General features: G+C 54.7%; 34 protein-coding genes. 5 read left to right on the top strand and 29 right to left on the bottom strand.

Features of this window, described 5'->3' with window-relative positions; genetic code table 11:
- Position 1 precedes the first annotated feature (1 nt).
- The 5 genes from thiM to IR195_RS01050 all read left to right on the top strand — a co-directional run bounded on the left by thiM (position 2) and on the right by IR195_RS01050 (position 3,640).
- On the top strand, positions 2-811 hold the full coding sequence (gene thiM / locus IR195_RS01070) for a hydroxyethylthiazole kinase (protein WP_206048532.1): 810 nt from the start codon (positions 2-4) through the stop codon (positions 809-811).
- Positions 801-1,415 (top strand): thiamine phosphate synthase, encoded by a 615-nt coding sequence (gene thiE / locus IR195_RS01065; protein ID WP_206048531.1) that lies wholly within the window; start codon positions 801-803, stop codon positions 1,413-1,415. Before thiM ends, thiE begins: the two co-directional genes overlap by 11 nt.
- Entirely contained in the window at positions 1,412-2,332 is a 921-nt protein-coding gene (locus IR195_RS01060; protein ID WP_206048530.1) for a LysR family transcriptional regulator, read from the top strand. Before thiE ends, IR195_RS01060 begins: the two co-directional genes overlap by 4 nt.
- Positions 2,333-2,423: 91 nt before the next feature.
- Entirely contained in the window at positions 2,424-2,831 is a 408-nt protein-coding gene (locus tag IR195_RS01055) for a DoxX family protein (RefSeq protein ID WP_206048529.1), read from the top strand.
- Between the two features lie 71 nt (positions 2,832-2,902).
- Positions 2,903-3,640 carry a DODA-type extradiol aromatic ring-opening family dioxygenase gene (locus tag IR195_RS01050; protein ID WP_206048528.1) on the top strand — a complete coding sequence of 246 codons (738 nt, stop codon included), beginning with the start codon at positions 2,903-2,905 and terminating at the stop codon, positions 3,638-3,640.
- Here the strand turns inward: IR195_RS01050 and IR195_RS01045 are convergent.
- The 29 genes from IR195_RS01045 to rplC all read right to left on the bottom strand — a co-directional run bounded on the left by IR195_RS01045 (position 3,637) and on the right by rplC (position 19,562).
- Positions 3,637-4,512 (bottom strand): DMT family transporter, encoded by an 876-nt coding sequence (locus IR195_RS01045; RefSeq protein ID WP_241006777.1) that lies wholly within the window; start codon positions 4,510-4,512, stop codon positions 3,637-3,639. The two genes, IR195_RS01050 and IR195_RS01045, sit on opposite strands and share 4 nt — an antisense overlap.
- A 104-nt stretch (positions 4,513-4,616) precedes the next feature.
- Positions 4,617-6,041 carry a serine hydrolase gene (locus IR195_RS01040; RefSeq protein ID WP_206048527.1) on the bottom strand — a complete coding sequence of 475 codons (1,425 nt, stop codon included), beginning with the start codon at positions 6,039-6,041 and terminating at the stop codon, positions 4,617-4,619.
- A gap of 200 nt (positions 6,042-6,241) precedes the next feature.
- The gene (gene rplQ / locus IR195_RS01035) at positions 6,242-6,628 is read right to left on the bottom strand and encodes a 50S ribosomal protein L17 (protein ID WP_125744952.1); all 387 of its coding nucleotides are present in this window, start codon (positions 6,626-6,628) and stop codon (positions 6,242-6,244) included.
- A gap of 39 nt (positions 6,629-6,667) precedes the next feature.
- The gene (locus IR195_RS01030; RefSeq protein WP_009723881.1) at positions 6,668-7,663 is read right to left on the bottom strand and encodes a DNA-directed RNA polymerase subunit alpha; all 996 of its coding nucleotides are present in this window, start codon (positions 7,661-7,663) and stop codon (positions 6,668-6,670) included.
- Positions 7,664-7,788: 125 nt separating this feature from the next.
- Positions 7,789-8,409 (bottom strand): 30S ribosomal protein S4, encoded by a 621-nt coding sequence (gene rpsD, locus IR195_RS01025; RefSeq protein ID WP_030074205.1) that lies wholly within the window; start codon positions 8,407-8,409, stop codon positions 7,789-7,791.
- A 12-nt stretch (positions 8,410-8,421) separates the two neighbouring features.
- Complete coding sequence (gene rpsK / locus IR195_RS01020; RefSeq protein WP_125744950.1) at positions 8,422-8,808, bottom strand: 30S ribosomal protein S11; 387 nt, start codon at positions 8,806-8,808, stop codon at positions 8,422-8,424.
- A gap of 52 nt (positions 8,809-8,860) precedes the next feature.
- Positions 8,861-9,217: a 30S ribosomal protein S13 gene (gene rpsM / locus IR195_RS01015; RefSeq protein ID WP_009723884.1), complete on the bottom strand. Its 357-nt coding sequence runs from the start codon at positions 9,215-9,217 to the stop codon at positions 8,861-8,863.
- Between the two features lie 123 nt (positions 9,218-9,340).
- A complete protein-coding gene (gene rpmJ / locus IR195_RS01010) occupies positions 9,341-9,454 on the bottom strand; it encodes a 50S ribosomal protein L36 (protein WP_009099023.1) in 114 nt (37 codons plus the stop codon).
- Positions 9,455-9,482: 28 nt separating this feature from the next.
- Positions 9,483-10,814 (bottom strand): preprotein translocase subunit SecY, encoded by a 1,332-nt coding sequence (secY, locus tag IR195_RS01005; protein WP_038480406.1) that lies wholly within the window; start codon positions 10,812-10,814, stop codon positions 9,483-9,485.
- Positions 10,815-11,249 (bottom strand): 50S ribosomal protein L15, encoded by a 435-nt coding sequence (gene rplO / locus IR195_RS01000; protein WP_030074208.1) that lies wholly within the window; start codon positions 11,247-11,249, stop codon positions 10,815-10,817.
- Positions 11,250-11,252: 3 nt separating this feature from the next.
- Entirely contained in the window at positions 11,253-11,435 is a 183-nt protein-coding gene (gene rpmD / locus IR195_RS00995) for a 50S ribosomal protein L30 (protein WP_009723888.1), read from the bottom strand.
- A gap of 6 nt (positions 11,436-11,441) precedes the next feature.
- Positions 11,442-11,942 carry a 30S ribosomal protein S5 gene (gene rpsE, locus IR195_RS00990; protein WP_125744948.1) on the bottom strand — a complete coding sequence of 167 codons (501 nt, stop codon included), beginning with the start codon at positions 11,940-11,942 and terminating at the stop codon, positions 11,442-11,444.
- 11 nt (positions 11,943-11,953) lie between these two features.
- Complete coding sequence (rplR, locus tag IR195_RS00985) at positions 11,954-12,304, bottom strand: 50S ribosomal protein L18 (RefSeq protein ID WP_009723890.1); 351 nt, start codon at positions 12,302-12,304, stop codon at positions 11,954-11,956.
- A gap of 9 nt (positions 12,305-12,313) precedes the next feature.
- Positions 12,314-12,844 (bottom strand): 50S ribosomal protein L6, encoded by a 531-nt coding sequence (gene rplF, locus IR195_RS00980; RefSeq protein WP_038480399.1) that lies wholly within the window; start codon positions 12,842-12,844, stop codon positions 12,314-12,316.
- Positions 12,845-12,853: 9 nt separating this feature from the next.
- On the bottom strand, positions 12,854-13,246 hold the full coding sequence (gene rpsH / locus IR195_RS00975; protein WP_016915783.1) for a 30S ribosomal protein S8: 393 nt from the start codon (positions 13,244-13,246) through the stop codon (positions 12,854-12,856).
- A 32-nt stretch (positions 13,247-13,278) separates the two neighbouring features.
- Positions 13,279-13,584, bottom strand: a complete 306-nt coding sequence (gene rpsN / locus IR195_RS00970) for a 30S ribosomal protein S14 (RefSeq protein ID WP_125744946.1) — start codon at positions 13,582-13,584, stop codon at positions 13,279-13,281.
- Positions 13,585-13,594: 10 nt separating this feature from the next.
- A complete protein-coding gene (rplE, locus tag IR195_RS00965) occupies positions 13,595-14,134 on the bottom strand; it encodes a 50S ribosomal protein L5 (protein ID WP_009723894.1) in 540 nt (179 codons plus the stop codon).
- 18 nt (positions 14,135-14,152) lie between these two features.
- Positions 14,153-14,467: a 50S ribosomal protein L24 gene (gene rplX, locus IR195_RS00960; protein WP_009723895.1), complete on the bottom strand. Its 315-nt coding sequence runs from the start codon at positions 14,465-14,467 to the stop codon at positions 14,153-14,155.
- 14 nt (positions 14,468-14,481) lie between these two features.
- Positions 14,482-14,853 carry a 50S ribosomal protein L14 gene (gene rplN, locus IR195_RS00955; protein WP_009723896.1) on the bottom strand — a complete coding sequence of 124 codons (372 nt, stop codon included), beginning with the start codon at positions 14,851-14,853 and terminating at the stop codon, positions 14,482-14,484.
- 50 nt (positions 14,854-14,903) lie between these two features.
- Positions 14,904-15,164, bottom strand: coding sequence for a 30S ribosomal protein S17 (gene rpsQ, locus IR195_RS00950; RefSeq protein ID WP_009723897.1), 261 nt, complete (start codon positions 15,162-15,164; stop codon positions 14,904-14,906).
- A 1-nt stretch (position 15,165) separates the two neighbouring features.
- Positions 15,166-15,357, bottom strand: a complete 192-nt coding sequence (rpmC, locus tag IR195_RS00945; protein ID WP_146943038.1) for a 50S ribosomal protein L29 — start codon at positions 15,355-15,357, stop codon at positions 15,166-15,168.
- A complete protein-coding gene (rplP, locus tag IR195_RS00940) occupies positions 15,357-15,770 on the bottom strand; it encodes a 50S ribosomal protein L16 (RefSeq protein WP_007112000.1) in 414 nt (137 codons plus the stop codon). Before rplP ends, rpmC begins: the two co-directional genes overlap by 1 nt.
- A gap of 15 nt (positions 15,771-15,785) precedes the next feature.
- Positions 15,786-16,490, bottom strand: coding sequence for a 30S ribosomal protein S3 (rpsC, locus tag IR195_RS00935; protein ID WP_038480389.1), 705 nt, complete (start codon positions 16,488-16,490; stop codon positions 15,786-15,788).
- Between the two features lie 11 nt (positions 16,491-16,501).
- The gene (gene rplV / locus IR195_RS00930) at positions 16,502-16,834 is read right to left on the bottom strand and encodes a 50S ribosomal protein L22 (protein ID WP_044628831.1); all 333 of its coding nucleotides are present in this window, start codon (positions 16,832-16,834) and stop codon (positions 16,502-16,504) included.
- An 18-nt stretch (positions 16,835-16,852) separates the two neighbouring features.
- A complete protein-coding gene (gene rpsS / locus IR195_RS00925; protein WP_009098993.1) occupies positions 16,853-17,128 on the bottom strand; it encodes a 30S ribosomal protein S19 in 276 nt (91 codons plus the stop codon).
- A gap of 33 nt (positions 17,129-17,161) precedes the next feature.
- Positions 17,162-17,992, bottom strand: a complete 831-nt coding sequence (gene rplB, locus IR195_RS00920; protein ID WP_009723901.1) for a 50S ribosomal protein L2 — start codon at positions 17,990-17,992, stop codon at positions 17,162-17,164.
- 17 nt (positions 17,993-18,009) lie between these two features.
- Positions 18,010-18,306 carry a 50S ribosomal protein L23 gene (gene rplW, locus IR195_RS00915; protein ID WP_009723902.1) on the bottom strand — a complete coding sequence of 99 codons (297 nt, stop codon included), beginning with the start codon at positions 18,304-18,306 and terminating at the stop codon, positions 18,010-18,012.
- The gene (rplD, locus tag IR195_RS00910) at positions 18,303-18,908 is read right to left on the bottom strand and encodes a 50S ribosomal protein L4 (protein ID WP_038480381.1); all 606 of its coding nucleotides are present in this window, start codon (positions 18,906-18,908) and stop codon (positions 18,303-18,305) included. The genes rplW and rplD overlap by 4 nt, the downstream gene beginning before the upstream one ends.
- Before the next feature lie 15 nt (positions 18,909-18,923).
- Positions 18,924-19,562, bottom strand: a complete 639-nt coding sequence (gene rplC, locus IR195_RS00905) for a 50S ribosomal protein L3 (RefSeq protein ID WP_009723904.1) — start codon at positions 19,560-19,562, stop codon at positions 18,924-18,926.
- Positions 19,563-19,695: the final 133 nt, after the last annotated feature.

Below are 19,695 nucleotides of genomic sequence, written 5' to 3'. Positions count from 1 at the left end.
TATGCCTTCACGCCCACTCGGCGATTATCTCCGCGACCTGCGCGCTACCACACCGCTGGTACATTGCATGACTAACTATGTGGCGATGAATAGCACCGCTAATTTGTTATTGGCGACAGGCGCTTCCCCCGCCATGCTGCATGCTCAAGAAGAAGTGGCAGAGTTCACAGCGATTGCTGGCGCGCTATCGATTAATATTGGCACCCTCTCTTCCCCTTGGGCTGACGCCATGGTCATGGCCGCGCGCGCTGCTCATGAAAATCACATCCCGTGGGTGCTTGATCCTGTGGCTGTTGGTGCGACCACATTTCGCCAGCGTGTTTGCGAGACGTTGCTGGCTTATCAGCCTAACGTTATTCGTGGCAATGCCTCAGAAATACAAGCACTTAACGGATTAGCCAACCAGGGGCGTGGGGTTGATGCGACGGCTAGCACCCAAGAAGCGGCAACTGCTGCCATTGCGCTGGCACAGCAACATCGCTGTGTGGTGGCGGTGACTGGCGAGAGCGATTTCATTACCGATGGCACTGACCATTATCGTCTTACAGGCGGGCATGCGCTGATGCCCCGTGTGACGACCTTGGGCTGCGGCTTGAGTGCACTGGTGGCAAGCTTTGTGGCCGCAAACCGCGAGCAGCCGTTGGAGGCCAGCCTAGCGGCTTTGGCGTGTTTTAGCATCGCTGGAAGCCGTGCAGGAGAGCACGCTCAAGGTCCGGGCAGCTTTCAGGTAGCGCTATTGGACGCGCTGTATCAGTTATCCCCTGACGACCTTTCGACTCTTGCTCAATTGGAGGCGGTGCATGCCGTTTGATCTTTCACTCTATTTAGTCACCGATGCGGGTCTTTGTGCTGGCATGGGTCTGGAAAAAACGGTTGAAGCTGCTGTGCAGGGCGGCGTTACCATGGTGCAATTGCGCGATAAGCACGCTAGTGACGAACACATGATCACCCAGGCCAAACGTCTCAAGGCGATGTTGGCTGGTAGTGGCGTCCCTCTGATCATTAATGATCGCCTTAAGGTGGCGCTCGCCAGCCAAGCGGATGGCTTACATGTTGGGCAGAGCGACACGGCTGTTCAGGAAGCGCGCAACACACTTGGCCAGCACGCCATTATCGGGCTTTCAATTAACACGTTTGACCAACTTCTGGCGGCTCCCGTCGAACTGCTTAATTACGTCGGTTTAGGGCCGGTGTTTGCAACCGGTAGTAAACAAGATCACGCTCAGCCAATTGGCTTTGATGGGCTGGCTCGGCTTGCCAGTGCTTGCCAACTGCCCAGCGTCGCGATTGGCGGGCTAAAAGCTGAACACGTTGCTCAAGTGAAAGCCGCAGGGGCAAACGGTGTTGCGGTTATTTCTGCTATTTGTGGCCAACCAGACCCTCGACTGGCGGCCCAGGCGTTCAACGCGCAATGACCCAGCTCGAGCATATCGCGGCGTTTGTAAAGGTCGCTGAGCTGGGCAGTTATACCCGCGCAGCCGAGGCGCTAGACCTTTCCCGCACGCGGGTGTCCCGCCAAGTGATGGCACTTGAAGCGGCATTGGGTGCTCGGCTTATTCAGCGCACCACGCGGCGGCTGCACCTCACGGAAGCAGGCGAACGCTATCTCGTTCGTGCGCAAAGCATTTTGATCGCTTTGGACGAGGCAGCAGCAGAAATCGGCAGTGGCACCAGCACGGTGAACGGGCGGCTGCGTATCAATGGCCCGATGAGCTTCGGCACACGTTATCTTTCGCCGCTGGTTGCACAGTTTATGCAAACGCACCCGGGGCTTGAGGTGCGTTTGGATTTAAACGACCGCCGCGTTGATTTGCTGGAGGAAGGTTACGATATCGCCATTCGCATTGGCACCCTGCCCGACTCTAGCTTAGTGGCGCGACGGCTCACTCAGTGCCGGATGCTGTTTTGCGCATCACCTGATTACCTCGCCCAGCACGGTACGCCTCTAAAGAGTGAAGATTTGGCATCTCACCGTTGCCTTCGCTACCGAAGCGGCCAAAACAGTGGCGATTGGCGGATTGGTCGGCAACTACTTAGTGTTTCTGGCCCCTTAGAGAGCAACAATGGCGATATGCTGACGCATGCAGCTGAAGCGGGCTTAGGAATAGCGCAGCAGCCCAGCTTTTTAGTCACTGACAGCATTGCGAGCGGACGTTTAGTACCGATTTTGCAGAACTTACCGCCGACGTTGCTAGACATCCATGCGCTTTACCCAGCCCGACGCTATTTACCTGCCAAAGTAGAGCGCTTTATTGAGTTATTGGCGGCAGCATGGGGCGACCCGCCAATCTGGGAAGTCGAGCTAGGATTATCGCCTTTATCGCAACAGTGAAGTGCAGGAACAGTGGATTATCTCCCTAGCTATCATCTGTAAAGTGGCACTATCGCATCCAAGGTGATGCTCGCGACTAAGAGAGACCGCTATGACCACTACCAATACTTCACCACTCGCCCTCCATGCCACCGCCTTGCTACGTATCAGCTTGGGCGTGATGGTCTTAGCTCACGGCTTGCTTAAGGTGTTTGTCTTCACCCTGCCAGGCACTGTCAGCTACTTTGAATCCCTGGGCTTGCCGGGTGCTCTTGCTTACTTAACCATTGCTGCCGAAGTAGGTGGTGGCCTAGCACTGCTACTAGGCCTTTATACTCGCTGGGTAAGCCTTGCTCTCGTCCCCGTGCTGCTAGGGGCGGCTTCGGTACACTTGGGTAATGGCTGGCTGTTCTCGAACCCGGGTGGTGGCTGGGAATTCCCTATTTTTTGGACGATTGCCCTGGTGGTACAGGCAGGCCTAGGTGGCGGTAGCGCTGTTGTCAGCCGTAAATTCGCCTAACCACTCTGCCCGCATTGGCTTCGGCTTGTGCGGGCATTATTAGCCTTCTATAGGCTAACGGAGGTACTAAAATGCTACCCAGCCTGTTTATTTCCCATGGTTCCCCCATGCTGGCACTGAATAAAACGCCGGCCCACGCTTATCTTCGTGAACTGGGGGAGCGCTTTTCCCCGCGTGCGGTGGTCGTCGTATCAGCCCACTGGGAGAGCCTTACACTCAAGGTCAGCACTAGCGCACAACCAGAAACAATCCATGATTTTGGTGGGTTTCCACAAGCTCTTTTCGAGTGCCAGTATCCAGCGCCTGGCCACCCTGAACTGGCTGAACAAATTGCGCTGTTATTGGCTGCCGAACGCGTAGAGCGCGGCCTTGACCACGGCGCTTGGGTACCACTTTCACTGATGTTTCCAGAGGCCAATGTACCGGTCGTTTCCCTGTCGCTACCTGTGCGCTGGGAAAATGACGCGCTAATCACGCTAGGCGAACGCCTATCAGCATTGCGAAAAGAAGGGGTTCTGATTATTGGCTCAGGCAGCCTGACTCATAACTTATATGAAACTCTGCCCCAGGGCAGCCCTGCTCCCGTCTGGGTGGATGAGTTTGCCCAGTGGGTCAGCAAGCACATTGCAGCCAATGATCGCCAGGCATTACGCCACTGGGAGCGTGCTCCAAAAGCGCTGGAAAACCACCCAACTCCTGAACACTTCCAGCCCTTGCTGGTGGCCATGGGCGCGGGCGGTGATGCAACTCAGTTACACCACAGCGTTGAACATGGCGTACTGGCGATGGATATCTATCAGTTCGCTTAAGCTGTTGGCCGGGGTTTCAACGTGGTGCGGCGGTCATAGTAGGCAATAGCCAGCCCGCTGCCCATAATCAGCACACTGCCTACCCATACCCACAGATCCGGCAGCTCTCCCCAGAACCACCAACCAAGTAGTACCGCCCACAGCATCGCTGTGTAATCAAATGGGGCGGCAATCGCAGCAGGGGCAAAGCGGAACGCCAGGGTAATAAAGGCCGTCGCACCAATACCAAAAACACCCGAGACCAAAAAGCCAAGCCAGTGCCAGGGCTCTGGGGTTTGCCAAACCCAAGGCAAACTTAGAGCAGTGACAATAAAGGGCACTAACGTCATATAGAACACCATTGCCCACAGGTGCTCTCTAGCGCCATAGCGCCGCGCAGTAATCATCATCAGAGCATAAAAGAAAGCCGCGGCCAAGAGGATTAGCGTGCCAAGCTGGAATGCATCACCACCGGGGCGAACCACAATCAGCACGCCAGCAAAGCCAACTAACGACGCCATGAATACGGGTGGATCGATCCGCTCGCCAAGCAATGGCACTGATAGCAAGGTGACAAACAAAGGCGCCACAAAGGCGATTGCCGTGGCCTCTGCGAGAGGTAACAGGGTTAGCCCCCAGACAAAGCACACCATCGTAGCGGTATAAATCAATCCTCTCAGAAGGTGGATACGTGGGCGCCTGGTGTGTAACTTGCGCAACCCTCCGGCAAAATGGGCCAACAGGGCAATGAGCGGCAGTGACACCAGCGTACGAAAGAAAATAATCTGCAGCGGTGAATGCACTTCGCCTAGCCACTTCGATACCGCGTCACCAAGGGCCAAGAACAGAACCCCTAAGCACATGCACAGGATACCCTTTAACGACGTTGTCACGACGCTCTCCTTTTACCCTAAGGACACTTTATCAATCGGCATTAAACAACTAATAAAAAACCCCGCCAATGTGTCACTGGCGGGGTTGTGGAGCTAGCGTGGTTTTACAAACTTGCGTTAACCACCATGCACTCCATTCCCTGCGCCTGAAGCGTTCTACAGGCGCGTCTAGCGCGCGCTTCGTCCAACGCGACAACACGGGCGCGGAATACCGGCGTTTGACCAGCTAGGGTGTCAATAGCCACCCGCCCTCCTACTTCATGAGGCAGGCGCTGAGCAGCTTGACGTGCCAACTGCTCTGCTCGTGCTACTTGGCTAAATGCACCTACCTGAATCCCCCAATTACCCGCAGTCACAGACCGTTGGGGCGTAGTAGCCAACTCGCGTTCACGTTCAATAAACGTATTCACCGGATCGGGTGTATGGGCGGCAGGTCTTTCTGCCGGTGTTTCCATGGAGCGTGCGAGACGATCTTCAATTTCAACAATAGGTGTAGACGCTGGCGAAGGAGACAGTGTTGTCGCTGCCAAATTATTCGCGGGCGCTGAATTATTCGAAATCGTTACATTACTAGCCATAACAGGGCGATTCGAGACTGGCGGTACCGACATCGGGCGTTGGCTAGGAGTGCCAGAGCCAGAGAAAGCCATAAACTCACTAGAGAAAGTCGTATTTGCCAGCCATGTTTGCTGGTCACGCAACGCTGCACGAGCAAAACTGCGATCTAACAAGTTCGCCATATGAGAATCACGAGATGCCCCACTAAAGCCACCCATGACAACGCCCACCATGCGCCGATCTCCGTGGACGGCTGTTGTCGCGACATTGAAACCGGATGCACGAATAAAGCCGGTTTTAAGGCCATCTGCACCGGGGTAGTTTTTCACTAAGCGATTATGGCTGGTGTGCCGGGTACCACGATAGGTGAACTCTTGGAGTCCAAAGTAGTGGTAGTACTGTGGGAAGTCCTGCATCACGCGCACAGAGAGCGTCACCATATCCCGTGCCGTGGTGACCTGTTGGTCATCAGGCAGGCCCGAAGCATTGCGGAATGTGGTGGCATTCATGCCAAGCTCGCGAGCTTTTGCGGTCATCAACTGGGCAAAACGCTGCTCACTACCGCCTAACGCTTCAGCCACCACGACGGCAACATCATTAGCAGAGCGCACTGCTAACGCACGAATCGCAGAATCAACGGGGATAGTGCTGCCCGCAGACAGCCATAGTTTTACAGCAGGCATAGCGGCAGCTTGAGCAGACACAGGAAGCGGCTGATTAAGACTGAGCCGACCACTCTCCAATGCTTCAAATGTAAGGTACAACGTCATCATTTTGGTTAACGATGCGGGGTAGCGACGCTCATCGGCATTCTCGGCGTACAGTACCTCTCCGTTTTCTAAATCCACCACAATCCCAGCATAACGCGGATTTGCATGAGCACTCGATATGGCGCTTAGCAGCAATACCATTAACGACAGTGGAAGCCACCAACGCGCGACTATCGTTGCGCATATTCCCCTTGTTGCCATACATGCCCCTTTCTTGTTTTGCTGTAATGTCACACTACCAACTATTAATCTACTTGCCACACTAAGAAATCTAAGACTAGCACGGTAACTCTTCAAGTAAATTAAGAAAGCAGTATAAAAGTTGAAAACGCAATGAATAGAACAAAAAAAACCGACCCTAAGGGGTCGGCTTTCATTTTGTTGAACAACAACGCAGAGACTTACTCTTCTGCAGCTGCTTCTTCAACAACCGGACGGTCAACTAGCTCAACGAACGCCATAGGCGCGTTGTCGCCTGTGCGGTAACCGCACTTGAGGATGCGGATGTAACCACCCGGACGCTCGGCATAACGCGGACCTAGCTCGTTAAACAGTTTACCGACGGCTTCTTTGGAGCGCGTGCGGGAAAACGCCAAACGACGGTTTGCAACGCTGTCCTGCTTAGCTAGGGTAATTAGCGGCTCGATAACGCGACGCAATTCCTTGGCCTTAGGCAGGGTTGTCTTGATGACTTCATGTTCGACCAGCGAGACAGACATGTTCTTGAACATGGCCTGACGATGCGAGCTGGTACGATTCAGATGACGACCACTCTTACGATGACGCATGGTTGTAATTCCTTACCAAACTGGGACTCAAGTCGACACTCACGCGGAGGCCTTGTCGTCCTTCAGGCTAGCGGGTGGCCAATTTTCCAACCGCATACCGAGGGACAAGCCGCGCGCTGCCAATACGTCTTTGATTTCATTCAAAGACTTTTTACCAAGATTCGGTGTCTTCAGCAGCTCAACTTCAGTGCGCTGAATAAGATCACCAATGTAGTAAATATTCTCGGCTTTTAGGCAGTTAGCGCTGCGAACTGTCAACTCAAGATCGTCTACGGGGCGCAATAGGATAGGATCAACAAGATCCTCTTCCTCTTCGACTTCCTGCTCTTTATCAGCTTCCAGGTCGACGAAGGCGGCCAGCTGCTCTTGCAGAATGGTCGCACTGCGACGGATAGCCTCTTCCGGATCCAGTGTACCGTCGGTTTCCAGATCGATAATTAACTTATCGAGGTCGGTGCGCTGCTCAACACGAGCGGCCTCAACCGAATAGGAAACACGGCGAACAGGGCTGAAGGTGGCATCCAGCTGCAGGCGGCCAATTGCACGTGTCTCTTCATCAGAGCCACGAGCGTCAGCCGGTTCGTAACCACGACCCAGCGCTACCTTAAGCTGAATTTTCAGCTCGGCACCTTCATTGACATGAGCAATGACGTGATCCGGGTTGACGATTTCGACGCTATGATCAAGCGCAATGTCGCCAGCGGTGACGACAGCTGGGCCCTGCTTGTTCAGCGAGAGCACCGCCTCATCGCGGCTGTGCATCTTGATCGCAACATCTTTCAAGTTCAGGAGGATTTCGATGACATCTTCCTGCACCCCTTCGAGCGCACTGTATTCGTGCTCTACACCGGCAATTTCAGCCTCTACCACGGCAGCGCCGGGCATGGACGAAAGCAGAATGCGACGAAGTGCATTCCCCAGGGTGTGGCCAAAGCCGCGCTCGAACGGTTCGAGAACGATTTTGGCATGATGTGCGCTGATTTCTTCGACCTTGATGTCACGAGGACGAAGAAACTCTGTCACTGAACGCTGCATATGAACACCTTTCAGGCTGCCAAACGGATACTGAGTACTCTAGAGCACACTACTCAAGAGCATCTGGGCGGTTAGCTTTGCTACCCCGCCCAGGTCTCAAGAAGCAGAAATGTAAATCAAACTGCTTACTTGGAGTACAGCTCGACGATCAGGTTTTCGTTGATGTCGGCAGTCAGGTCACCGCGTTCAGGCAGAGCCTTGAAAGTGCCTTCCATCTTCTTGGCGTCGATTTCGATCCAAGCGATATCGCCACGGTTGGCCGCAATGGTCAACGAGTGTTGAATACGAGCTTGGTTCTTCGCCTTTTCGCGAACAGCAACAACGTCACCGGGCTTCACTTGGTAGGAAGCAACGTTAACAGTGCGGCCGTTCACGGAAATCGCCTTGTGGCTGACCAGCTGACGCGCTTCAGAGCGAGTCGAGCCAAAGCCCATGCGGTAGACGACGTTATCCAGTCGGGATTCAAGCAACTGCAACAATACTTCACCAGTCGCACCTTTCAGGCGAGCGGCTTCTTTGTAGTAGTTGCGGAACTGCTTTTCGAGTACGCCATACATACGGCGTACTTTCTGCTTCTCACGAAGCTGCAAGCCGTAGTCGGAAAGACGCTGACGACGCTGGCCGTGTACACCCGGGATCTGCTCGGATTTACACTTTTTCTCGAAGGGAGTAACACCGCTCTTTAAAAAGAGGTCGGTGCCTTCACGACGAGACAGTTTGCACTTCGGTCCAATATAACGAGCCATGAATCTGTCTCCTTAAACGCGGCGTTTCTTAGGCGGACGGCAGCCATTATGGGGAATGGGCGTCGCGTCAGTGATGCTTTGCACGCGGAAGCCGGCGGCATTGAGAGCGCGCACAGCGGATTCACGGCCGGGACCGGGGCCTTTGACCAGCACGTCTACGTTTTTCACACCATACTCGGCTGCAACAGTTGCTGCACGCTCACTTGCTACTTGAGCAGCGAACGGGGTGCTCTTGCGAGAACCACGAAAACCCGAACCACCGGCTGTCGCCCAAGAAAGAGCGTTGCCCTGGCGGTCTGTGATCGTCACGATCGTGTTGTTAAAAGAGGCGTGGATATGCGCTACGGCGTCCACTACCTGCTTTTTAACCTTTTTACGGTTACTACGCGGGTTAGCCATGTTGATGTCTATTCCTGTCTTAACGTCAGCTCTCTATTAAAGAGCCTGCGTGTTATTTGCGGATCGGCTTACGCGGGCCCTTACGGGTACGCGCGTTAGTCTTAGTCCGCTGACCACGCAGCGGAAGACTACGACGATGACGCAGACCACGGTAGCAGCCTAAGTCCATGAGACGCTTAATGTTAAGCGTTACATCACGACGAAGGTCGCCTTCTACGGTGTACTTACCAACTTCAGAACGCAGGGTATCCAGCTCATCGCTAGACAGATCCTGGATCTTGGTAGTAGGCGCGATACCGGCAGCAGCACAAACGTGCTGAGCGCGGGTACGGCCAATCCCGAAGATATAGGTCAGCGAGATCGCCGCATGCTTGTTGTCCGGGATATTGACGCCTGCAATACGGGCCATCAGCTTACTCCGAAATTTGAGCGGCTTGCTCGTTTATTCATCTACAAAAGGCGCAACAGCATACCCCTTTATAAGCCTTATGGCAAGGGGTATGCCGGCACCCGCTTAAAAACAACCCAGGTATTAACCCTGGCGCTGTTTGTGCCGCGGTTCGATACAAATGACGCGAACAGCGCCATTGCGTCGAATGATCTTACAATTACGGCACATCTTCTTTACGGAAGCTCGAACTTTCATCGTTCTCTCCAAATCGCAACGGCGCGCCTCAGCGCATAATGCCGCCGCTACCGTAGCCTTTCAGGTTGGACTTCTTCATCACCGAGTCATATTGATGCGACATGAGATGCGACTGCACCTGGGCCATGAAGTCCATGATGACCACAACCACGATCAGAAGCGAAGTGCCACCGAAGAAAAACGGTACGTTCCACGCAACGATCAAGAACTGGGGCATCAAGGAAACCGCAGTGATATACAAGGCACCGAACAAAGTAAGACGAGTCATTACTTTATCGATATAGCGAGCGGTCTGCTCGCCGGGGCGAATGCCCGGCAGGAAGGCGCCTGACTTTTTAAGATTGTCAGCCACATCCTTGGGGTTGAAGACCAGCGCTGTGTAAAAGAAGCAGAAGAATACCACTGCCGCCGCGAAAAGCAAGATGTAAAGCGGTTGGCCGGGGCCTAACGCTTGTGATGCACGCTGCAACCACTCCATTCCTTCACCAGCACCCACCCACTGACCAATAGAGGCCGGGAAGAGCAAAATACTGGAAGCGAAGATTGCTGGAATAACACCAGCCATATTCACTTTTAAAGGCAGGTAGCTGCTTTGGCCTGCATACATCTTATTGCCAACCTGGCGCCTGGGGTAGTTCACTTTCAAGCGGCGTTGGCCGCGCTCAATGAATACCACAAACGCAACGGTAGCAATACCTAGCACTGACAGCGCTAACAGCGGAAGAACATTCCAGGCACCTTCATTACGAGCAAGCTCAAATGCTTGCCCAACGGCACTGGGCAGCCCAGCGACAATCCCCGCGAAGATCAGCAGCGAAATACCGTTGCCGATGCCCTTCTCGGTGATCTGCTCACCTAGCCACATCATAAACACCGCACCTGATACAAATGTAATCACGGCGGTGAAAAAGAAGCTGAAGTCAGCGCTGTATGCGATGCCTTGGCTAGCCAGACCAACGGACATACCGGTAGCCTGGACGAAAGCCAGTATCACAGTGCCGTAGCGCGTGTACTGGCTAATCTTGCGGCGGCCAGCCTCACCCTCTTTCTTGAGTTGTTCAAGATGAGGGGAGACCGCAGTCATGAGCTGCATGATAATCGACGCCGAAATGTAGGGCATGATGCCCAAGGCGAGGACGCTCATACGCTCCAGGGCGCCACCCGAGAACATGTTAAACATGCCTAGGATGGTGCCCTGTTGCTCCCTAAACAAGGCAGCAAGCTGGTCAGGATTGATACCGGGAACGGGAATGTGGGCACCAATACGGTACACCACGATGGCGAGGAGCACGAAGCGCAAACGCGCCCACAGTTCACTCAGACCGCTGCCCATCGCCGGCATATTTCCTGACTTGGCCATTTAGTCCTCTACCTTGCCGCCAGCGGCTTCGATCGCTTCACGGGCACCTTTGGTGACCTTGATACCACGAACGGTAACCGCCTTGTTCAGTTCGCCAGAAAGGATGATCTTCGCATGAAGCGTTGCATCCTTTAGCACGTTGGCTTGCTTCAGAGTTTCCATAGTGACTTCGTCACCGGCAACCTTAGCAAGTTCAGCCAGACGTACTTCTTCAGATACCAATGACTTAGCAGACGTAAAGCCAAACTTCGGCAAACGACGCTGTAATGGCATCTGACCGCCTTCGAAACCAGGCTTGACGCTGCCGCCACTGCGAGATTTCTGACCTTTGTGGCCGCGGCCGCCGGTCTTACCAAGACCGGAGCCGATACCACGACCAACGCGCTTTTCAGCGTGTTTGGAGCCCGGTGCCGGGCTCAGGGTATTGAGTTTCATGGATTACTCTCCCTCAACGCGCACAAGGTAGTTAACCTTGTGGATCATGCCGCGTACGGCAGGGGTGTCTTCCAGCTCAACCGTATGACCGATGCGACGCAGACCCAGGCCCTTCATAGTAGCCTTGTGCTTGGGCAAAACGCCGATGGTGCTGCGGATCTGGGTAACCTTGATCGTTGCTGCCATGGTGCCTTACCCCGTGATCGCTTCGACAGACAGACCGCGTTTAGCGGCGATGTCTTCCGGTGCTTGCATGGCAGAGAGACCTTTAACAGTCGCTCGTACCACGTTAACCGGGTTGGTGGAACCGTAGCACTTGGCCAGTACATCATGGACACCAGCGAGCTCTAGTACAGAGCGCATGGCACCGCCAGCGATGATACCGGTACCTTCAGAAGCCGGCTGCATGTACACCTTAGAAGCACCGTGACGGGCTTTTATCGGGTACTGAAGCGTATGGCCTGCAAGGTTAACCTTGACCATGTTGCGACGAGCTTGATCCATCGCTTTCTGAATCGCAACAGGCACTTCACGTGCCTTGCCACGACCAAAACCGACACGACCTTTACCATCACCAACGACGGTCAGTGCGGTGAAGCCGAAAATACGACCACCTTTGACCACCTTGGCGACGCGGTTGACCTGCACTAACTTCTCTTGCAGATCACCGCTTTGCTGTTCGTTCTTCGCCATCGTAAAACCCTTTAGAATTCCAGGCCGCCTTCACGAGCGGCGTCGGCCAGAGCCTTAACGCGACCGTGATACTTAAAGCCAGCACGATCGAAGGCCACCTGGGTGATGCCTGCTTCTTTAGCGCGTTCAGCAATCAGAGCGCCAACCTTAGAGGCGGCTTCTGCGTTGCCAGTCGCACCCTCGCGCAGTGCTTTGTCCAGCGTAGAAGCACTGGCTAGCACTTTGCCACCATCCGGCGAGATAATCTGCGCATAGATGTGACGCGGGGTACGGTTGACGCACAGGCGATACACGCCCAGCTCGCGGATCTTTGCGCGAGCGCGGCGGGCACGACGGAGACGAGATTCTTTCTTCGCGTTCATAACCCTGCCTTACTTCTTCTTGGCTTCTTTGCGACGCACCTGCTCGTCGGCGTACCGAACACCCTTGCCTTTATACGGCTCAGGGGGACGGAAGGCGCGGATTTCCGCGGCGCACTGGCCGAGCATCTGCTTGTCCGCGCTCTTCAGCACGATCACGGTGTTCTTCGGCGTTTCCGCTGAGACACCCTTAGGCAGTTCATAGTCGACCGGGTGCGAGAAGCCCAGTGAAAGATTGAGCGTCTGGCCCTTAGCTTGGGCACGATAACCGACGCCTACAATTTCGAGAGTTTTTGTGAAACCCTCGGATACGCCCGTTACCAGGTTCTGAACCAAGGCGCGGGTAGTACCGGCCATTGCCCAGCTCTTGGCAGACTCACTCGGGGCGAAGGTCAGCTGGCCATCTTCTTGACCAATCACCACGTCTTGGTGAATGGGCATAGATAGCGTGCCCTGGCCGCCTTTAGCGGTCAGCTGGCCAGCGTCGATTTTAATCTCGACACCAGCAGGCACTTTAACCGGATATTTCGCTATGCGGGACATTCCAGCCTCCTAGAATACGGTGCAGATGACTTCGCCACCGACGCCTGCTTGGCGCGCGGCACGATCGGTCATGACACCATTAGAGGTGGTGACAATCGCGATACCCAGACCATCGGCGACCTTGGGCAGGTTGTCCTTGCCCTTGTACTGGCGCAGAGACGGCTTGGAAACCCGCTGAATGTGCTCAATAACCGGCTTACCCTCAAAGTACTTGAGAGTAACGGTCAGCTCGGGTTTAACGCCTTCAGCCACCGCAAAGTCGGTAATGTAGCCTTCTTCCTTTAACACGCGGGCCACTTCCACTTTCAGCTTGGAGGACGGCATGGTAGCCGTCTCCTTGGTGGCCATCTGCGCATTGCGGATACGGGTAAACATATCCGCTAGAGTGTCTTGCATGCTCATTTAATGTGCGCTCCTGATGATTCGACGTGACGTTACCAGCTGGACTTTTTCAGGCCAGGGACGTCGCCACGCATGGCGGCTTCACGCAGCTTGTTACGGCCAAGGCCGAACTTGTTGTAAAAACCGTGCGGACGGCCAGTCACGCGGCAGCGGTTACGCTGACGCACCGGGCTTGAGTCGCGCGGCAGTTGCTGCAGCTTCAGCGTCGCCTCGAAACGTTCTTCTTCAGAAGCGTTCACGTCCGAGATGATTTTCTTGAGCTCTGCGCGCTTAGCCGCAAACTTCTCGACTAGCTGAGTACGCTTGAGCTCGCGCTCTACCATACTTTTCTTAGCCATGATCCAACCCTTATTTCTTAAACGGGAAGTTCAGTGCTGCTAATAGCGCACGACCTTCCTCGTCGGTGTTGGCGGTAGTAGTGATAGTGACGTCCAGCCCCCGGATGCGATCGATCTTATCATACTCGATCTCTGGGAAGATGATCTGCTCACGCACACCCATTGAGTAATTGCCGCGACCGTCAAAAGACTTCGGATTGAGACCACGGAAGTCACGCACGCGGGGAATCGCAATGTTCACCAGGCGGTCCAGGAAGTCCCACATACGCGCTGAGCGTAGTGTAACTTTGACACCGATCGGCCAACCTTCGCGCACCTTGAAGCCCGCGATGGACTTGCGTGCCTTGGTCACCAACGGCTTTTGACCAGAGAGTTTCTCCAGGTCACCGATGGCATTGTCGATCAGTTTTTTATCACTGACCGCTTCGCCGATACCCATGTTCAGAGTCACTTTCGTGATCCGGGGTACCTGCATTACGTTGGCGTAGCTGAACTGCTCTTTGAGCTGGGCTACAACCTCGTTTTGATAACGTTCTTTCAAGTTCGCCATTTTGCTACCCGACTCGCGTTAGGCGTCGATCTGCGTCTGCGTCGACTTGTAGATACGTACCTTGGTACCGTCTTCCTTAACTTGGAAGCCGACGCGATCCGCCTTACCGGTCTCCGAATTGAAGATGGCTACGTTGGACGCGTGAATCGGAGCCTCACGCTCGACGATACCGCCCTGATTTCCCGCCATGGGATTAGGCTTGGTGTGACGTTTAATCATATTCACACCGGACACCACGAAGCGGTTTTCTAGTACCCGCTTAACAGTGCCACGTTTGCCTTTATCCTTCCCGGCGATGACGATGACTTCATCGTCACGTTTGATCTTTTGCATATCCGCCTCGCTCCTTACAGCACTTCAGGCGCTAGGGAAATGATCTTCATGAACTTCTCATTACGAAGCTCACGAGTTACCGGCCCGAAGATACGCGTGCCGATCGGCTGTTCGTTGGTGTTATTCAACAAAACCGCCGCATTTCCATCGAAACGGATCAGCGAACCGTCACTACGACGGACGCCACTACGGGTGCGAACGACTACCGCTTTCAGCACTTGGCCTTTTTTGACCTTACCGCGCGGAATCGCTTCCTTCACCGTTACCTTAATGACGTCACCAACGCGAGCGTAGCGACGGTGTGAACCGCCCAACACCTTGATGCATTGCACCCGGCGCGCTCCGCTGTTGTCGGCGACATCCAGCATTGTCTGAGTCTGAATCATCGGTTTTCTCCAAACCTAATCTGACTGCACTGATCGGCAGACTTTAGGTATTACCCCTTAGCCTGCTCAACCACCTCGACCAGCGTCCAAGCTTTCTTCTTGGAAAGCGGACGGCACTCCTGAATGGAAACCGTATCGCCTGCCTTAGCCTGGTTCGCCTCATCATGGGCGTGCAGCTTGGTGGAGCGCTTGACGTATTTTCCGTAGATCGGGTGACGCTCACGACGCTCGATCATAACGACGATGGATTTATCCATCTTATCGCTCACCACCTTGCCGGTGAGCGTACGTGTTTTTTTCTCTTCGGCCATCTTATTCACCTGCCTTCTCGTTGAGCAAAGTCTTCACACGGGCGATATCCCGGCGGACCTGCTTGAGCAGATGAGTCTGGCTCAGTTGGCCAGTGGCCTTCTGCATGCGCAGGTTAAACTGCTCGCGGAGTAGCTCGAGGAGTTGCTCTTGCAGCTCTCCTGCGGACTTTTCACGAATTTCCTGGGCTTTCATCACATCACCGTCCGTTTAGCAAAGGTGGTGGACAAGGGCATCTTCTGTGCGGCCAATTCAAATGCTTCACGGGCCAGCTCTTCGGATACACCTTCAATTTCGTACAGGACCCGACCCGGTTGGATCTGGGCTACCCAGTACTCAACGGAACCTTTACCTTTACCCATACGAACTTCGAGCGGCTTCTTGGAGATCGGCTTATCAGGGAAGACGCGGATCCAAATCTTACCGCCACGTTTAACGTGACGTGTGATCGCACGACGGCCTGCTTCGATCTGGCGCGCAGTGATGCGGCCACGACCGGTTGCTTTGAGACCGTACTCCCCGAAGCTGATTTTGCTTCCGCGATGCGCCAGGCCACGGTTGCGGCCTTTCATCATCTTACGGAATTTCATACGCTTGGGCTGTAACATCGACTCGCTCTCCCCTTACCTGGAACCTTTCTTCTTGGGCGCGTTGCCGGCAGGCTGCTGTTGCTTAGCCTTGGCACGTACTTCCTCAATACCACCGAGGATTTCACCCTTGAAGATCCACACTTTGACGCCGATGACGCCGTAGGTGGTGTGAGCTTCGTAAGTGGCGTAGTCGATATCCGCACGCAACGTGTGCAACGGAACGCGACCTTCGCGGTACCATTCGGTACGTGCGATTTCGGCACCACCCAGACGACCTGACAGCTGAATCTTAATGCCGCCAGCGCCAAGACGCATTGCGTTCTGTACCGCGCGCTTCATAGCACGACGGAACATTACGCGACGCTCAAGCTGACCCGCTACGTTAGCAGCGACTAGCTTGGCATCCAGCTCCGGCTTGCGAACTTCTTCGATGTTCACATGAACCGGAACACCCATCATCTCGGTTAGATCGCGACGTAAACGGTCGACATCTTCACCTTTTTTGCCAATCACGATACCCGGACGGGCAGTGTGAATGGTGATGCGGGCATTGTTAGCCGGACGCTCGATGTGAATGCGGCTTACGGAAGCGTTCTTCAAACGCTGATCCAGGAAGCTGCGCACTTCGAGATCATTATTGAGCTTATCGGCATAGGCGCCGCGCTCGGCATACCAGACAGAAGCATGGTCTTTGACGATGCCCAGTCGAATGCCTGTTGGATTGACTTTCTGACCCATCTGGTCGACTCCTACTTCTCGGCTACCTTGACGGTGATGTGGCAGGTGCGCTTCAAGATACGATCCGCGCGGCCTTTGGCGCGCGGCTTGATACGCTTGAGCGTCATGCCCTCATCGACGCAGATGGTCGAGACACGCAGCTCGTCGATGTCCATGCCGTTATTTTCTTCCGCATTCGCGATGGCGGACTGAAGCACTTTCTTGACCAGTTTGGCAGCCTTCTTCGGTGAGAAGGTCAGCAGGTCAAGAGCTTCGGCGACCGGTTTACCGCGCACCTGGTCAGCCACCAAACGGGCCTTCTGTGCGGATAAAGCAGCGCCACTCAGCTTAGCTGTGACTTCCATCTCTTAATCCTCTCTGGCTTACCGTTTGGCTTTCTTGTCCGCAGCATGCCCGCGATATGTGCGAGTAGCAGCGAATTCGCCAAGTTTATGACCCACCATTTCCTCGGAGACGTGCACCGGGACATGCTGGCGTCCGTTATGGACCGCAATAGTCAGACCTACCATGTTGGGCAGGATCATCGAACGACGCGACCAAGTCTTGATTGGTTTGCGATCGTTCTTCTCCACTGCAGCCTCTACCTTCTTCAAAAGATGAAGGTCAATGAAGGGACCTTTCTTTAGTGAACGTGGCACAGCCGTTACCTCTTAAGTTCTTGGCAATTTCGATTAACGCGTCTTGTTACGACGACGGATAATCAGCTTGTCGGTGCGCTTGTTCTTACGCGTCTTGTGACCCTTAGTCGGCACACCCCATGGGGATACCGGGTGACGACCACCACTGGTGCGGCCTTCACCACCACCGTGTGGGTGATCCACCGGGTTCATCGCGACACCGCGAACAGTCGGACGCACGCCTCTCCAGCGCTTCGCACCGGCCTTGCCAAGTTGACGCAGGCTGTGCTCGGAGTTGCTCACTTCGCCCAGAGTTGCGCGGCACTCAGCCAACACTTTACGCATTTCGCCAGAGCGAAGACGTAAGGTGGCGTAGTTACCTTCACGAGCAACCAGCTGAGCGCTAGTACCGGCACTGCGAGCAATCTGCGCGCCTTTACCCGGCTTCAGTTCGATACCGTGAACGGTAGAACCAAGCGGGATATTGCGCAGCGGCAAAGCGTTGCCTTTTTTGATGGGCGCGTTAACACCAGATTCCAGCACGTCACCCGCGCTGACACCTTTCGGTGCAATGATGTAACGACGCTCACCATCTGCATATTTCAGTAGTGCAATATGCGCACTACGGTTCGGATCGTGCTCAAGACGCTCAACGGTGGCTGGAATGCCATCTTTGGTGCGTTTGAAGTCGATCAACCGGTAGTGTTGACGGTGACCACCGCCCACGTGGCGGGTGGTGATGCGACCGTAGTTGTTACGGCCACCGGACTTGGACTGCTTTTCCAAAAGCGGTGCATAAGCACGGCCTTTGTACAGTTCCTCACCAACGATCTTAACGACGTGGCGACGACCGGCGGATGTGGGTTTGGTCTTGACGATTGCCATTATCCGTACTCCTGCCCTTATTCGGCGCCAGAGAAGTCTTCGAGCGTTTCACCCGCAGCCAGGGTCACATACGCTTTGCGGTAACCCTTACGCAGGCCAACGCCGTGAGCAGTACGCTTAGTTTTCCCCTTCACGTTCAGTACTTGAACGCTACCGACCTTCTTGCCGAACAGTGCTTCAACGGCTTTCTTGATCTCGGGTTTGGTAGCATCAGATGCCACCTTGAAAACGTACTGGTTGCGCTCGGCTGCCATCGCGGCCTTTTCGGTCACGTGCGGTCCAAGCAGAACCTTAAATACGCGCTCCTGGTTCATGCCAGCTTCTCCTCGAATTTACGCAGGGCGGAGACGGTGACCAGAACCTTATCAAAGGCTACTAGGCTCACCGGATCAGCTGCAGCGACATCCACCACGTCAACGTGGGGAAGGTTGCGTGCGGCCAGATAGAGCTTCTCGTCAATCTCTTCGGTGACGATCAACACTTTCTCAAGGTTGAGCTCTTTCAGCTTGGCAGCTACCTGCTTGGTCTTCGGCGCTTCAACGCTGAACTCTTCAACAGCGACAAGACGCTCTTGACGGACTAGTTCAGACAGGATGGAACGCATCGCCGCACGGTACATTTTGCGGTTTACTTTCTGGCTATGGTCCTGAGGACGCGCCGCAAAAGTCACACCGCCGCTGCGCCATAGCGGAGAGCGGATTGTACCGGCACGTGCACGACCGGTACCCTTCTGACGCCAAGGCTTCTTACCACCACCACGTACGTCGGAACGGTTCTTTTGAGCGCGGGTACCTTGACGGCCACCAGCCAAATAGGCGGTTACCACCTGGTGAACCAGCGCTTCGTTGAATTCTTTGCCAAAAGTGGCATCGGCTACTTCAACGGTACCCGTGCCTGCAGCAAGATTCAGATTCATTGGTAATTATCCCCTTCAGCGAGCTTTCACGGCGCTGCGAACGATAACATCGCTACCGGTCGCGCCCGGAACAGCACCTTTGATCAGCAGCAGGTTACGCTCGGCGTCGACACGGACGATTTCAAGGCTCTGCACGGTGCAACGGGCATTGCCCATCTGACCGGCCATTTTCTTGCCTTTAAATACGCGACCCGGAGTCTGACACATGCCGATAGAACCCGGCGCGCGGTGCGACAGGGAGTTACCATGCGTGTTGTCTTGGGTACGGAAATTCCAGCGCTTAACAGCACCCTGGAAGCCTTTACCCTTAGAGGTGCCGGTCACGTCAATCATTTGACCAGCTTCGAAGAGGGATACGGTGAGTTCGCCACCCACTTCCGGAGACTCTTCGCCTTCTGCAAGACGAAACTCCATCAGTGAACGACCAGCCTCAACACCCGCCTTGGCAAACTGACCAGCTTGCGCTTTGGTGAGGTGCTTGGCTTTGCGAGAACCTGTGGTGACCTGAACCGCTGCGTAACCGTCAGACTCGAGAGTCTTAACGCGCGTTACACGGTTAGGATCAACTTCAATAACGGTCACGGGCACGGAAGCGCCATCTTCGGTAAAGACACGGGTCATCCCGGCCTTTTTACCGACTAAACCGATAGTCATACTCAGTCTCCTATAGTGTACGGGGCTATCACCCGCTATGGCTGCCCTTTCCAGAGCATTCCACTAGCACATTGTGTGGCGCCTCACGGCGCGGCGGCTGCTGCTCATTCTAAAAAATTAATGAGCGCTGGGC

It is taken from the genome of Vreelandella venusta, assembly GCF_015689495.1.
GTDB lineage: Bacteria > Pseudomonadota > Gammaproteobacteria > Pseudomonadales > Halomonadaceae > Vreelandella > Vreelandella venusta.
Note: the sequence above shows the minus strand (reverse complement) of the source record. Positions and strands in the feature narration are given on the sequence as shown.